Source organism: Saccharothrix obliqua (assembly GCF_019375475.1).
GTDB lineage: Bacteria > Actinomycetota > Actinomycetes > Mycobacteriales > Pseudonocardiaceae > Actinosynnema > Actinosynnema obliqua.
Map to the genome: position 1 here is coordinate 193,811 of NZ_JAHXGQ010000005.1, position 13,578 is coordinate 207,388.

A 13,578-nucleotide genomic window follows, 5' to 3' on the forward strand; every position below is an offset into this window, starting at 1 on the left:
AAGAGGGGTCTCCCGGGCGGGAGACCCCTCTTCGCCTGTCCGGCGGCAGTTCGCCGATTTCCCGCCGCCGCGGCGGTGTCAAGCCAGTGCGGCGAGTTCGCGCTCGACCACGGCGCGTGCCTCGGCCAGCGCGGCGGCGCGTTCGGCGGGCACCAGGCCGATCCGGGTGCGGCGGTCGAGCACGTCGGCCGTGTCGAGCGCCCCCTCGTGCCGCACCGCCCACGCGAACTCGCCGACCTCCGCGACGTCGGCCGCCTCCGCGCCGTACCGCGCGACCAGGTCCGCCGGACCGCGTGCGGGACCCGCGCCGACCAGTGGCGCGGAGCGGGTGCGGCACGGCGTGGTGGTCAGGCCGGTCGCGTCCACGGCGTCCTCCGCCATCCGCCGGTACGTGGTGAGCTTGCCGCCGACCACCGTGGTGACGCCGTCCGCGGTGAGCACGGCGTGCCGCCGCGACAGGTCCGCGCTCGGCCCGTCCCCGGTGTCCGGCAACGGGCGCAGGCCCGCGTAGGCCCCGAGCACGTCGGCCGGCGTGAGCGGGCGCTCCAGCACGGACGACGCGACCGACAGCAGGAAGTCCACATCGGACGGTGGCACCTCCGGCACGTCCGGGACCGGGCCGCTGACGGGTTCGTCGGTGAGTCCGATGTGGACTTTCCCATCCCGTTGCGGCAACACCAGAACGAAGCGGTTGCGCTCACCGGGCACCGGAACGGTCAGCGCGGTGCCCACGACGCCCGCGGTCCCCGCCGACACCACCAGGTGCGAGCCGCGCGACGGGCGCAGGCGCACGTCCACCAGCCGGCCGGCCCACACGCCCGCGGCGTTCACCACGGCGCGCGCGCGGATGGTCAGCGATTCGCCGGTGAGGCGGTCCACCACGTCCGCCGACCGGCCGTGCAACGCGGTGACCTCGGCCCGCGTGAGGACCCGCGCGCCGTGCCCGGCCGCCGTGCGGGCGAGCGCGACCACCAGCCGCGCGTCGTCCACGAGCTGCCCGTCGAAGCCGAGCAGGCCGCCCCGCAGGTCCGCGGCACGCAGGCCGGGCACGAGGGCGAGGGCTTCGGCGGCGGGCACGCGGCGCGGACCCGGCAGCACGCGGGACGGCGTGCCCGCCACGCGGCGCAGCAGGTCGCCCGCGCGCAGGCCCGCCGCCACCAGCGGGTCGTGCCGCTTCCCGTGCAGCGGAACGAGTTGCGGCAGCGCCCGGACCAGGTGCGGCGCGGTGCGCGTCATCAGCACGCCGCGCTCCACGGCGCTCTCGTGCGCCAGCCCCAGTTCGCCGTGCGCCAGGTAGCGCAGGCCGCCGTGGACGAGCTTGCTGGAGAAGCGCGACGTGCCGAACGCCAGGTCGTGCGCCTCGACCAGGCACACGTCCAGGCCGCGGGTGGCCGCGTCCAGCGCGACGCCCGCGCCGGTGACGCCGCCGCCGACCACCAGCAGGTCCACGGTGCGCTCGGCGACCTCGGCGAGTTCCCGGCGGCGGCGGGCGGCGTTCAACGACGTCCTCACGCCAGCGCGCCGTCCAGGAAGGCCGCCAGTTCGGCGAGCAACGCCTCGAAGTCCAGCCCCGTGGTGGCGAGCCGCACCGAGAGCACCATCGACTGCGTGGTCAGCAGCACGAGGCGGGCTTGCGCGGCCGGGTCGCCCGCCCGGATCGAACCGTCCGCGTGCCCCTCCGCGACCCGGTTCAGCAGGTGCGCCTCGACCAGTTCCTGCGTGCTGCCCAGGCGGTCCACGAGGTAGGGGAGCATCAGCTCGGCGTCCAGGTCCAGGACGCGGCGCAGCAGCGGGTCGGCGGCGAGCAGCCGGATGCTCGCCGCGGCCTCCGCGACCAGGCGCGCGCGGGCGTGCGCGGCGGGCTGCCGCGCCTCCTCCACCCGGCGCAGCAGCGCGCCGAACTCCCGGGTCATCAAAGCGCGCACCAGGGTCCGGACGTCCGGGTAGCGGCGGTAGAGGGTCATCCGGCTGACGCCGGCGCGCTTGGCGATGTCCGTCAGCGTGGTGCGGCGGACCCCGACCTCGACCACGCAGTCGCGGGCCGCGTCGAGGAGCGCGTCATCACTGTGACGTTGAGACGTCATGTGTAACACTGTAGCGGTGGAGCACACCCCGCGCGACAGGTGGACCGAGGCACCCGGGCAGCTACCGCCGCACGCGGTGGCGTGGTTGCGGCGGCGGACCGGGCTCGCCGACGTCCGGACGCCCGTGCGCCCGCCCGACGTGCCCGGCTCCGAGCTGGCGGACACCGCGCGCATCGCGCTGGAGGCCGTCGTCGGGCCCGGTCACGTGCGGGTCGACCGGGACTCGCGGCTCGGCCGCGCGGGTGGCCTGTCCTACCTGGACCTGCTGCGGCGGCGTGGCGTCGGCGGGCTCGCCGTGCCGGACGCCGTCGTGCTGCCCGCCGACCCGGAGCAGGTGGTGGCGGTGCTGCGGACGTGCGCGGAGCACGACGTGGCCGTGGTGCCGTTCGGCGGTGGCACGTCCGTGGTCGGCGGCGTGACCGCGCTGCGTGGTGACAAGGCCGCCGTGATCGCGCTCGACCTCGCCCGGCTGGACCGGCTGGTGTCGGTGGACCCGGTGTCGCGGGTCGCCGTGCTCCAGGCCGGGCTGCCCGCGCCCGAGGCGGACCGGCTGCTCGCCGCGCACGGCTTGACCACCGGCCACGTGCCCCAGTCCTACGAGCGCGCCACCATCGGCGGTTTCGCCGCCACCCGGTCCGCCGGGCAGGCGTCCTCCGGCTACGGCCGGTTCGAGGACCTGGTGGAGGGCGTGCGGCTCGCCACGCCGGTCGGCGAGTGGCGGCTCGGCGTCGCGCCCGCGTCCGCCGCCGGTCCCGACCTCCGGCACCTCGTGGTGGGCAGCGAAGGCGTGCTCGGCGTCATCACGGAGGTCGCGTTGCGCGTCCGCCCCCGGCCCGCGGTCGAGCGGTACGAGGCGTTCGCCGTGTCCGGTTGGGAACGCGGCACGGCGGTCGTGCGGAGGCTGGCCCAGCGGCGCGTGCTCGCCGACGTGACCCGGCTGTCCGACGTGGACGAGACCGGGGTCGCGCTGGCGCTGGCCGGCGGGTTGCGGACCACCGCCCTCAAGGCGTACCTGCGTGCGCGTGGTGTCACCGACCCGTGCCTGCTGGTGCTCGGCTGGCACGGTGCGACCGCGGCCGAGGTGCGGCGACGCCGCCGGGAAACCCTGCGCGGCCTGCGCTTGGTGCCGCTCGGCCGGGTCGTCGGCGAGGCGTGGCGGCACGGGCGGTTCAACGGGCCGCGGCAGCGTGACGCGTTGCTGGAGATCGGCGCGTGCGTGGAGACCCTGGAGACCGCCACGCACTGGTCCCGGCTCTCCGAGCTGCGCACGGCGGTGCGGGAGGCGCTGGTGGACGCGCTCGGCGAGTGCGTCGTGATGTGCCACGTCTCGCACGCCTACGAGACCGGCGCGTCGCTCTACTTCACCGTGCTGGCAGCGCGTTCCGCCGATCCGGTGGGGCAGTGGCAGGTGGCGAAGGCGGCGGCGGCCGAGGCCGTCGCGGGGCTGGGCACCATCAGCCACCACCACGCCGTCGGCGTCGACCACGCGCCCTACCTGGAGGCCGAGGTCGGGCCGCTCGGCGTGGCCGTCCTGACGTCCGCCAAGCGTGTGCTCGACCCCACCGGCGTGCTCAACCCTGGCAAGCTGATCCCCGGCGGGCTAGCTTCACGTGGTGACCGGTGATCTGCTGATTCGCTCCGTGCGGCCGTGGCCCAACAGCCTTGACACGCCCGCGGTGGACGTGCTGTGCACTGATGGGAAGGTGGCGTCGATCGGGGCCGACCTCGACGCGCCACCCGGCGTGCCCGTGGCGGACGGGCGGGGCGGTGTGCTGCTGCCGTCGTTCACCGACGCGCACGCGCACCTCGACTCGACGCGGTTGGGACTGCCGTTCCGGCCGCACAGCGCGGGCAGCGGGCTCGCCGAGCTGATCGAGAACGACCGGCGCAACTGGCGGACCGCGGAGCGGAGCGTGGCCGAGCGCGCCACCCACACCCTCGGCGTCACCATCGCCGCCGGCGCGACCATCGTCCGCAGCCACGCGCAGGTGGACGTCGACTCGGGACTGGAGAAGCTGGAGGGCGTGCTCGCGGCCCGCGAGGCGCACGCCGACCGCGCGTCGGTCGAGGTCGTGGCGTTCCCGCAGTGCGGCATCCTGCGCGAGAAGGGCACCGCCGAGCTGCTGGAGGCCGCGTTGCGCGCGGGCGCGGACCTGGTCGGCGGGCTCGACCCGGCGGGGTACGACCGCGACCCGGTGCGGCACCTGGACGTCGTGTTCGGGCTCGCCGAGAAGCACCAGCGGGGCGTGGACGTGCACCTGCACGACGCGGGTTCGCTCGGCGCGTTCCAGATCGAGCTGATCTGCGAACGCGTGGCCGCCCTGGACATGCGCGGCAAGGTGACCGTCAGCCACGCGTTCGCGTTGTCCAGCGTGGACGCCGAGCGGCAGCGCGAGCTGGTCGAGCTGCTGGCCGAGCACGACGTGGCGGTCACGACCGTCGCGCCCGGAGCCCGCGAGCCCCTGCCGCTGCGGCAGTTGCGCTGGGCGGGCGTCCGGCTCGGGCTGGGCCAGGACGGTATGCGCGACTACTGGTCGCCGTACGGCAACGGGGACATGCTGGACCGCGCGTGGCAGCTCGCCTACCGCGACGGGTTCCGGCAGGACGCCCTGGTGGAGATGTGCGTGGACATCGCCACCAGGGGCGGTGCGTCCGTGGTCGGCCTGCCGCACGGGCTCACCGAGGGCTCACCGGCGGATCTCGTGGTGGTGCCCGGCGACACCGTGACGGCGGCCGTGATGGACCGCGCGCCACGCACGCTCGTGGTGCACGCCGGTCGGGTCGTCGCGGCGGACGGCGAGCTGGTCTAGTCAGAACGTGACGAGGGCCTTGCCGGTGTTCTCGCCCTTCAACATGCCGATGAACGCCTCCGGGGCCTTCGCCACGCCGCCCTCGGTGACCGTCTCCGTGTAACGCAGGCTGCCGTCGGCGATCCACCCGCCGACCTCCTGGACGAACCGGTCCCGGAGGTGGGCGTGGTCGCGGACCAGGAAGCCGCGCAGCGTGAGCTGCTTGCCGACGGCGACGCCCAGGTTGCGGGGGCCGGGCGGCAGCGTGCTCGCGGACTCGTTGTAGACCGAGATCGCGCCGCACAACGCGGCCCGGCCGTAGGGGTTGAACACGTCGAGCGCGGCCTCCAGGTGCGGGCCGCCGACGTTGTCGAAGTACACGTCGATGCCCTCCGGCGCGGCGGAGCGCAGCAGCTCGGGGACGTCGCCGTCGCGGTAGTTGAAGGCGGTGTCGAAGCCCAGCTCCTCCACCAGGTACTTCACCTTCTCGGCCGTGCCCGCCGAGCCGATGACGCGCTTCGCGCCACGCAGCCTCGCCACCTGGCCCACGACCTGCCCGACCGCGCCCGCCGCGCCGGAGACGAACACGACGTCGCCCTCCTTGAACGCGGCGACCTCCAGCAGGCCCGCGTAGGCCGTCAGACCGGGCATCCCGAGCACGCCCAGGTACGCGCCCAGCGGCGCGAGGTCCGGGTCGACCCGCACGGCGTGCTCGGCGTCCACGGCGGCGTACTCGCGCCAGCCCAGGCCGTGCAGCACCTTGTCGCCCACCGCGAAGCCCTCGGCGTTCGAGGCGACGACCTCGCCCACCGCGCCGCCGTCCAACGCCTGGCCCACCTGGAACGGCGGGACGTAGGACTTCACGTCGTTCATCCGGCCGCGCATGTACGGGTCGACGCTCATCACCAGGTTGCGGACCAGCAACTGGCCCGGCCCCGGCGTCGGCACGGGTGCTTCGGCCAGTTCGAAGTTCTCCGGCGTCGGCAGCCCCTGCGGGCGGGACGCGAGGCGGATCTCCAGCGCGGTGCTCGGCACGGTCATGCCAGCTCCAACCGAACGGGGTCCGCACCGTGTTCCGATCAGCCGGTGTGACCTACGTCCCGCAACGCCGTGATGTCCCGTTGCCGGTAGCCGAGCCGTTCGTACACCTTGACCGCGCCCGTGTTGTCCGGGTCGACCATCAGCGCGCAGGTGCCGAACTCGGCCAGCAGCGCACTGGTCAGGAACCCGCAGACGCGGGTGGACAGGCCCCGCCCGCGGTGGTCGGGGTGGGTGGCAACGCCGCCGATGAAACCCACGCCCGGCGCGGCCCAGGCGTCGGCGGCGACGGCGACGAGCACGCCGCCCTCGGCGCGCACACCGGCCCAGCGGCGTGCACCGGGCTCGTGGGGCCACACCCACGAGCCGGGATTCGCGTTGCGCAGCAAGGCTTCCACCTCGTCCCACGCGTCCGGGCCGAGCCAGCGCACGCCGTCCGCGGCGAGCGCGCCGGTGCGCTCCATCCAGGTGGTCGAACCGAGCACCGGGAACTCCGGGAGGGCCGCGGCCACCTCCGTCGTGACGATCGGCCGCAGGCCGGGCCGGGCCTTGGCGCGCAGCAGCGCCGCCACGTCGTCCGGCGGGCCGGCCAGCACGATCCGGTCGTGCCGGTACAGGGCGGGCGCGATGACGGCCACCGCCCCGCCGTGCGCCCACGCCGCACCGCCCCGGCCCGGCAGCAGGCACTGGGCCGCCCACCGGACGAGGGCGTCCGGGTTCGCCGCCGCCACCTCGTCCGGGTTCCGCAAAACACGCATGACCGCATCATCGCCGACGGGGCGCGGTCGGCGTCAGTGCCCCTTGCGCCGCAACAGGCCGCGTTTCTGGAGCGTGTCCTCCAACGCCTGGAACGCCACGTCCATCGCCGTCAGGTAGTCGCGCTGGGCACGTGGCGGCACGGTCTCGTCCGGGTCCGGCAGCGGTTTCATCTGGAGCCAGCGCTCCTCCCACAACGCCTCCAGCGCGGCTTCCCAGAGCAACCGCACGCCGACCCGGGTCAACCCCTCCTGCTCCACCAGCGCGGCCACCCGGTCCTGCGACGCGGCGAGCGCCGCCAGCAGCTCGGCGACCCGCTCGCCGTCCCGCGCGCGCATCCGGCCGACCGCGGTGTCGGCCAGCGCGACGACCTCCTTGTACCGCTCCACCGCCGAGACGCCCGGCGCGGGTGCGCCGTCCTCGATCACGGTTCCTCCCCGGTGTCGAACGGGATGACGACCTGCGGCCGGGCGTGCTCGAAGCGGTCGAAGAACAACGCCCGGCGGGGTCTCGGGGACCACGCCATCACCTGCTCCGGCCCGAACGACAGCAGTTCCTTGCCCTGCACGTCGAACGCCAGCCACGCGCCGATGTCGTCGTACACACCGGGCGGCAGGCTGTTCTTGAGGCGTTGCACGCCGCGCCACCACCCGAGCACGTGGGTGCGGTTCTCCGGGCCGTGCTTGAGGACCGTGCGCAGACTGTCCAAACCGGACGAACGCGTGCCGGGGTCCTTCTTCTCCAGCAGGGTGTGCGCCGCGTCGACCGCGTACACCACGAGGTAGTGCGGGTCGAGCGGCAGCTCCGCCTCGCCGGTCGCGGACGCGGTGAGGTCGGCGGCCGTCCGGTCCAGCAGCGCGCGGACGTGCTCCAGGCGGACCAGGTCGACCGCGTGGTTCTCGTTCCGGAGCTGCTTGTACAGCTTCTCCGCGTGCGACCACGCGTCCTCCGCCAGGCACGCGACGCTGAACCGCGCCTCGCCCGGCGGGTGCTGGCGGGCCAGGGACAACGCCGCGCCGCCGAGCACGGCCGCCGCGTCCTCCGGCAGCGAGCCGAGCACGGCGATGTTGCGGCCCGGCGTGCGGGCGAACCGCACCTTCGCCGCGCTGCCCGCCACGTCGATCACCTGGCCCAGCAGCACGGTCGGGTTGCCGCCGGTCGGCCCGAGGGCGCGGAAGTCCGGCAGCGCCTGGAGGTTCGGCACCTTGCTGCCGTCGAACAGGATCGGTTCGGGCAGCTCCGGCGGCCGGCGCGCGTGCAGCTCGGCCTGGAGCCGGTCGAACGTGCCCCGGCCGGTGGCGTCCGGGATGCGCGCGACCTCGTTGCCCGGTCGCACGCCCGACTCGTGGTTGACCACCGCGTGCCAGCGCGGCAGCTCCACGGCCGCGTCGTTCTGCGGCTCGGCCAGCACGCGCCGCGCCTTGGGCAGCGCGATGCGGACGGTGAACTGCTCGAAGATCGCGGACTTGCCCCAGAAGCCCTCGATGCCCGACACGTCCTGGCTCGACAGCACCAGGTGGATGCCCTGCGACCGACCGCGCCGCGCCACGTCCTCCAGCAGCTGCGTGGCCTGCGCCGTCACCTGGTCCCGCTCGCCGAACAGGTACTGGAACTCGTCGATCACCGCGACCACCCGCGGCCAGTGGCCGTCCGGGTCCTCCTCGCGCAACTGCTCCAGCTTGGTGACCTCGTGCTGCTTCGCGGCGTCGGCGCGCCTGCGCATCTCGTCGGCGAGGAACCTCAGCAGCGCCACGCCGAACTCGCGGTCGGTGTTCACGTTCACGCCGACCAGGCGCGCGTGCGGCAGCCACGTCGGGTCCTTGCGGCCCGGCGCGAACTGGGCGAACGACACGCCCTCCTTGAAGTCGAGCAGGTACAGCTCCAGCTCGTCCGGGTGGTAGCGCGCGGCCAGGCTGCCCAGCATCGCGTACAGGAAGTTGGTCTTGCCCGAACCGCTCGGGCCGCCGATCAACGCGTGCGGCGAGGTGTCGCCGAGCGCCACGTGCACCGGCTCGCCCTCGTCGTAGCCGACCGGCGCGACGACGCCCGAGGCGGAACTCTCCCGCCAGTACGCCTCCGGCAGCAGGTCCTCGAACGTGCTCAGCCGGGTGCGCCGCTCCTCCCGCTGCCGCGCGATCTCCGCGCACGCCAGCGGCACCTGCTGCCGGGGGAACTGCGGGTCCAGCGACACGGCCACGTGCCGCCCGCTCATCGTGCACGTCGCGGAGCCGTCGGCGGCGATGGTGACGGTCTCGATCGGCGAGTTCACGGTGACCGGGATGTCCACGATGATCAGCAGCACGCCGCACGCCAAACCGTTGCGCGCCACGCGTTGCAGCTGCTGCTGGTGCTCCTCCTTGAGCGCCTGCCGGTTGCCGAACAACACGGCCACCCGCCACGGCTCGGTGCGCCTGCCGCCGACCGCGCGCACCGACTGGTGGCCCTCCACCAGCACGCCGGTGTGCACGCGGCGGATGTGGTCGGACAGCTCGTCGAGCAGCTCGTGCAGCCGCGCCGGGTCGTGCACCGTGAGCAGGCCCGCGCGGGTCAGCGGGTACAGGCCGGGCAGCGAGCCGGTGAGCTGGTTGACGTCCCACACGTGGACGTGCACCAGGCCCGGTTGGAAGTAGCTGACCAGCCGCAGCAGTAGGTTCTCCACCAGCGCGTCGGCCGCCGGGCGGCCCTCCACCGCGGCGGCCACGTGCAGGTGCGAGTGGTCGACCAGCGGCACCGCCACGGGGAACGCGCGTGGTTCCGGCGCGGAGCGCACCACGCCGGTGCCGATCCGCCACAGCTCGGGCACGCCCTCGCTGCCGTCCGCCGTGCCCGGCCGGCCGAGCCACTGCTCGGGCGGCCACGACGCCGCTCCCGGCGCGACCTCCTCCACCAGCGCGGTGAGCTGGTCGGGCCCGCGCTCGGACCACTCGCGGAACGCCGCCACCCGGTCGATCATGGTGTCGGCCAGGCGCTGCTTGAAACCCTCCCGCCGCGCCGCCGCCGAGAGCACCGGGTCGGCGAGCGCGCGGTCGACGCCCTCGCCGCGCACCACCACCTCGAACATGTCGCGGGCGCGCTCGTCCGCGAGCCGCCGCAGCTCCCGCGACGCGTTGCCGAGTGCGGCGGCCACCGCCAGCCGGAACTCCTCGAAGGAGTCCTCGATCCGCCTGCGCCGCTCGTCGCGCCTGCTCACGTCACAGCTCCACGGCCAGTCGCTGGACCAGGTCGAGGCAGCCGACGATCAGCTCCAGCTCGTCGGCGAACCGCTCCCTGGCACGCGCGAAACCCGCGGGCACCAGCGGTTCCGGGTGGTTGGCGCCCGCCTCGACCAGCAGGTCCACCGCTTCGTCCAGCGCGTCCTGCGCCTCGCGGACGCTGCGGTAGGCAGCGCGGAGGACGTCGCAGCTCTGCTCCAGCGCGAGCCTGACCTCGCCGACCGACGTCACGGGTTCACAGCCGGTTGTTGATGCTTTCGGCCTGCGAGATGCCGGCGCTGAGGAACTTCTGGAGGTCGCTCACGCCGGTCACCACCTCGGCGAACTGCGCGTTGGCCTGCTCCACGTCGGCCTGCACGCTGCCCTGGGTGGCCGTGCTCAGCAGCGCCTGGGCGTCCTCGGCCAGGTCGGCGGCCTGTTGCAGGGCTTGGGCGCTCTGGCCGGCCTTGTCGACGGCCTGGGCGATCGCGGCGCGGACCTCTTCGATGCTGGCCATGTCGGTTCCCGACCCCTCCTGTAACGCTGGAGTTCCTATAGTTGAAAGTAGTACCGAAAGTCGTGAATTCCACAAGCAAGATCGGCTGACCGGGTGGTAATGGGAATCCACTCGATCGGATTAGTCGGAAAGCACTCAGCCGGGCACCGTCCACACGAATGCCGAAGCGGGTGTAGCGGTGAGTTCCATCGCGGTGATCCCGCTGTTCGGGACGGGTGCCGCCGACCAGCGGACGACCGCCGACTCACCGACCCGCTCGACCGGCGCCCACCCCGAACGGCCCAGTGCGGAAACCGCGTCGCGTAGTGCCGCCGCGGGCGAATCCGCGCTCGGTCCGAGATCGACGTGCACGCTGAGTAGGTGCCCTTGGGGAGCCACCCGGGTGATCTTGCCACTCCGGGCGACCCGGCTCGCTACCGCCTGCGCCTGCCACGCCGCGCCGGCCTCCCGGTCGGTCGCCACGTCCACCCGCAGCAGCAGCCGGCAACCACCCGCGGGCGCCTCGGCGACCGGCGGCGCGGGCTCCGGCGGTGCCTCCCGGTGGTGCGGGTCGCCACCCGCCCAGACCTCCACGAGCACCCGTTCCGCCCCCGGCACGAGCCCGGCCAGCCGGTGCGGGTCCTCCAGCACGGTCCACGCGGTCGGCGGCTCGCACGCCACGCGCGGCAGCGGGAAGTCGTCGCCCAGCGAGCGGACGAACGCGCGGACGGCCCTGGCCAGCGCGCCGGCCACGTTCTGCCCGACCCGTTCCCCGCTGCGCCGGCGGACCGTCACCGACCAGCACCCGGGTTCCTCGTCGGAGCAGTCGACGGCCCGCACGACCTGCCCGCCGACCCGCCGCAGCAGCCCGGCACAGGCGTCCCGCGCCTGCCGCTCGTCGTTCGCCGCGACCACCACGGTGATCAGCAGCTCCAGGTCTTCGCCCACCATCGCACCGGGATTGTCCATGATTCGCGGAACTCTTCCGCCCCCAGCCCGCACCGCGCGGGCAAACTCGGCCGACCGGACCAATCCGGCGCTCCGCGCCCGCTTGACCGGCAGCGCGCGCCATCGTGTTGGCTGAACGCCATGACGAACAACCTTCAGGGCAAGGTCGCGCTGGTCACCGGGGCGTCCTCGGGTATCGGCGCGGCCACCGCGATCGCGCTCGGGCGGGCCGGGGCGTCCGTCGTGGTGGCCGCGCGGCGGGTCGACCGGCTCGCCGCGCTGGAGCGCGAGCTGACCGCGGCCGGGGTCGAGGCGCTCGCCGTCGAGCTGGACGTCACCGACGAGGCGGCGTGCCGGGCCGCCGTGACGCGGACCGTCGAGGCGTTCGGCGGGTTGGACGTGCTGGTCAACAACGCGGGCGTGATGCTGCTCGGCGACGTGGAGGGCGCGGACACCACCGACTGGACCCGCATGGTGTCGACCAACCTGCTCGGCGTCATGTTCCTGACCCACGCCGCGCTGCCGCACCTGCTCGACCGGCGTGGCGCGGTGGTCCAGGTGTCGTCCACGGCCGGGCGCGTGGCGCGTGCGGGCACCGCCGTCTACAGCGCCACCAAGTTCGGCCTCAACGCGTTCAGCGAATCGCTGCGCCAGGAGGTCGCCACGCGTGGTGTCCGGGTCGTGGTGGTCGAGCCCGGCGTGGTGGCGACCGAGCTGCGCGACCACATCACCGACCCGGCCGCCAAGGCCGCCGCCGAGCAGCGGGCCGACTCGGTGCGGCAGCTCGCGGCCGAGGACGTCGCGAACGCCGTCCGGTACGCCGTGGAGCAGCCCGCGCACGTGGCGGTCAGCGAGATCATGGTGCGGCCGGTCGAGCAGTCCTGGTGAGTCAGCCCAGGCGCAGCACGCGGCGCACGAAGGCCACCACGTCGTCCAGCACCTCGTCGCGGTTGGTCTCGTTGAACACCTCGTGCCGCGCGCCGGGGTAGACGCGCTCCTCGAACAGCAGGCCGCGCAGGCGGTCCGTGCCGGTGCGGGTGTCGGCGAGCGGCACCAGGGCGTCGTCGTCGCCGTGCAGCCACAGCGTCGGCAGGTGCTCCAGCGTCGGCCCGTAGTTGACCTCTTCGAGGGCGTGCTCCAGCGCCTCCAGCGTGGGCCGCTTGAACGGGCCGTGCCAGACCAGGGGGTCGGCGGCGTACCGCTTGCCGACCTCCGGGTCGCGGGACAGCGCGTCGGGGTCGATGGGCACGTCCGGGATCTCGTCCGCCGCGAGCGCGTCCAGCTCCTGCCACGTGCCGAGCACCGGCGCGGACAGCACCAGGGCGGCGAGCGGGTTGAGCTGCGCGTAGCGCGCCGCGACCAGGCCGCCGACGGAGTGCCCGATCAGCACGGTCGGCAGGTCGGTCGCCGCCGACCCGATCGCCGCGCCGACGTCGGCCACCACGCCGTCGACCGACGTGATCAGGGCGCGCTCGCCGGCCGAACCGCCGTGACCCACGTGGTCCGGCGCGACCACCAGCGCGCCCGCCGCCACCAGCCGCTCGGCCACGTGCCCGTACCGGCCGCTGTGCTCCCCGTACCCGTGCACCAGGACGGCGAGCCAGGTGGCCGACAGGTTCGGCCAGGTCCGCACCGCGAGATCCCCGGCGTGCCCGGGTACGTTCGACTCGATCACCTAGGCAGCGTAGAACGCGCTGATCTCGATCTTCCCACCGCCGCATACCGGGCCGAGGCCCCACGCCACGGTGATGGGTCGCGTCTCGTCCGGTGGGATCGCGGCGGCGTTGGCCGCCTCCGGCTCGCACGGCCGGTCCACCGGCTCGCCGCCGGCGGGCACGACCGTCCAGTGCAGGTTGGCCGCGGCCGTCGCGCCCGGCGCCAGGTCGACGCGCGTCGGGCCCGGGTCGTCGGTGCGCTGGAGGTCCGTCGGCACGGGCTGACCCGACGCGTCCAGCAGCTGGAAGCCGCTGTAGCCGTTGAGCGTGCACGCCGCGCCGCCGGTGTTGGTGACGACGAACCGGCCGTGCCGGTTGCCCGCGCCCGCGTCGGTCGGCTCGACCCGGCCGGACAGCGACTCGGCCGTGCAGCGGTCGGCCGCGGCCTGCCGCGCGGACGTTGGCGACGTGGGCGGGACCTCGGCGGCGCTGGTGGGACTGCTCCGGGTGCTCTGGGTGCTCGGCCCGGTCGGCTGGTCGGCGGCCTGTTGCGGGCTACCGCACGCGGAGAGCGCCAGCAGGGCGCCGCACGCGACGAGTCGCCTCATCTCCACCTCCTGG

General features: G+C 74.4%; 14 protein-coding genes. 3 read left to right on the forward strand and 11 right to left on the reverse strand.

Going from position 1 to position 13,578, the window contains the following annotated elements:
- Nucleotides 1-78 precede the first annotated feature (78 nt).
- The gene (locus KZQ38_RS17700; protein ID WP_219443203.1) at nucleotides 79-1,512 is read right to left on the reverse strand and encodes a glycerol-3-phosphate dehydrogenase/oxidase; all 1,434 of its coding nucleotides are present in this window, start codon (nucleotides 1,510-1,512) and stop codon (nucleotides 79-81) included.
- Complete coding sequence (locus KZQ38_RS17705; RefSeq protein WP_219443204.1) at nucleotides 1,509-2,084, reverse strand: TetR/AcrR family transcriptional regulator; 576 nt, start codon at nucleotides 2,082-2,084, stop codon at nucleotides 1,509-1,511. Before KZQ38_RS17705 ends, KZQ38_RS17700 begins: the two co-directional genes overlap by 4 nt.
- On the opposite strand from KZQ38_RS17705, the gene KZQ38_RS17710 reads away from it, so the two are divergent.
- Both KZQ38_RS17710 and KZQ38_RS17715 read left to right on the forward strand, forming a co-directional pair.
- On the forward strand, nucleotides 2,083-3,708 hold the full coding sequence (locus tag KZQ38_RS17710; RefSeq protein ID WP_219443205.1) for an FAD-binding oxidoreductase: 1,626 nt from the start codon (nucleotides 2,083-2,085) through the stop codon (nucleotides 3,706-3,708). The two genes, KZQ38_RS17705 and KZQ38_RS17710, sit on opposite strands and share 2 nt — an antisense overlap.
- Nucleotides 3,698-4,894, forward strand: coding sequence for an amidohydrolase (locus KZQ38_RS17715; protein WP_219443206.1), 1,197 nt, complete (start codon nucleotides 3,698-3,700; stop codon nucleotides 4,892-4,894). The genes KZQ38_RS17710 and KZQ38_RS17715 overlap by 11 nt, the downstream gene beginning before the upstream one ends.
- On the opposite strand, the gene KZQ38_RS17720 is transcribed toward KZQ38_RS17715, so the two are convergent.
- The 7 genes from KZQ38_RS17720 to KZQ38_RS17750 form a co-directional block, all read right to left on the reverse strand.
- A complete protein-coding gene (locus tag KZQ38_RS17720) occupies nucleotides 4,895-5,914 on the reverse strand; it encodes an NADP-dependent oxidoreductase (RefSeq protein ID WP_219443207.1) in 1,020 nt (339 codons plus the stop codon).
- A 38-nt stretch (nucleotides 5,915-5,952) separates the two neighbouring features.
- Entirely contained in the window at nucleotides 5,953-6,669 is a 717-nt protein-coding gene (locus tag KZQ38_RS17725) for a GNAT family N-acetyltransferase (RefSeq protein WP_219443208.1), read from the reverse strand.
- Between the two features lie 33 nt (nucleotides 6,670-6,702).
- Nucleotides 6,703-7,095 (reverse strand): hypothetical protein, encoded by a 393-nt coding sequence (locus KZQ38_RS17730; protein ID WP_219443209.1) that lies wholly within the window; start codon nucleotides 7,093-7,095, stop codon nucleotides 6,703-6,705.
- Nucleotides 7,092-9,857 (reverse strand): FtsK/SpoIIIE domain-containing protein, encoded by a 2,766-nt coding sequence (locus KZQ38_RS17735; protein WP_219443210.1) that lies wholly within the window; start codon nucleotides 9,855-9,857, stop codon nucleotides 7,092-7,094. Before KZQ38_RS17735 ends, KZQ38_RS17730 begins: the two co-directional genes overlap by 4 nt.
- Nucleotide 9,858: 1 nt before the next feature.
- Entirely contained in the window at nucleotides 9,859-10,110 is a 252-nt protein-coding gene (locus KZQ38_RS17740) for a hypothetical protein (RefSeq protein ID WP_219443211.1), read from the reverse strand.
- 4 nt (nucleotides 10,111-10,114) lie between these two features.
- A complete protein-coding gene (locus tag KZQ38_RS17745) occupies nucleotides 10,115-10,375 on the reverse strand; it encodes a hypothetical protein (protein ID WP_219443212.1) in 261 nt (86 codons plus the stop codon).
- Between the two features lie 135 nt (nucleotides 10,376-10,510).
- Nucleotides 10,511-11,323 carry a hypothetical protein gene (locus tag KZQ38_RS17750; protein WP_257901643.1) on the reverse strand — a complete coding sequence of 271 codons (813 nt, stop codon included), beginning with the start codon at nucleotides 11,321-11,323 and terminating at the stop codon, nucleotides 10,511-10,513.
- Between the two features lie 120 nt (nucleotides 11,324-11,443).
- On the opposite strand from KZQ38_RS17750, the gene KZQ38_RS17755 reads away from it, so the two are divergent.
- Entirely contained in the window at nucleotides 11,444-12,190 is a 747-nt protein-coding gene (locus KZQ38_RS17755; RefSeq protein WP_219443213.1) for an SDR family NAD(P)-dependent oxidoreductase, read from the forward strand.
- A 1-nt stretch (nucleotide 12,191) separates the two neighbouring features.
- Here KZQ38_RS17755 and KZQ38_RS17760 read toward each other — a convergent pair whose 3' ends face one another.
- Together KZQ38_RS17760 and KZQ38_RS17765 are read right to left on the reverse strand one after the other, a co-directional pair.
- On the reverse strand, nucleotides 12,192-12,977 hold the full coding sequence (locus tag KZQ38_RS17760; protein WP_219443214.1) for an alpha/beta fold hydrolase: 786 nt from the start codon (nucleotides 12,975-12,977) through the stop codon (nucleotides 12,192-12,194).
- A complete protein-coding gene (locus KZQ38_RS17765; protein ID WP_219443215.1) occupies nucleotides 12,978-13,565 on the reverse strand; it encodes a DUF4232 domain-containing protein in 588 nt (195 codons plus the stop codon). It lies immediately after the preceding gene.
- Between the last annotated feature and the right edge of the window lie 13 nt (nucleotides 13,566-13,578).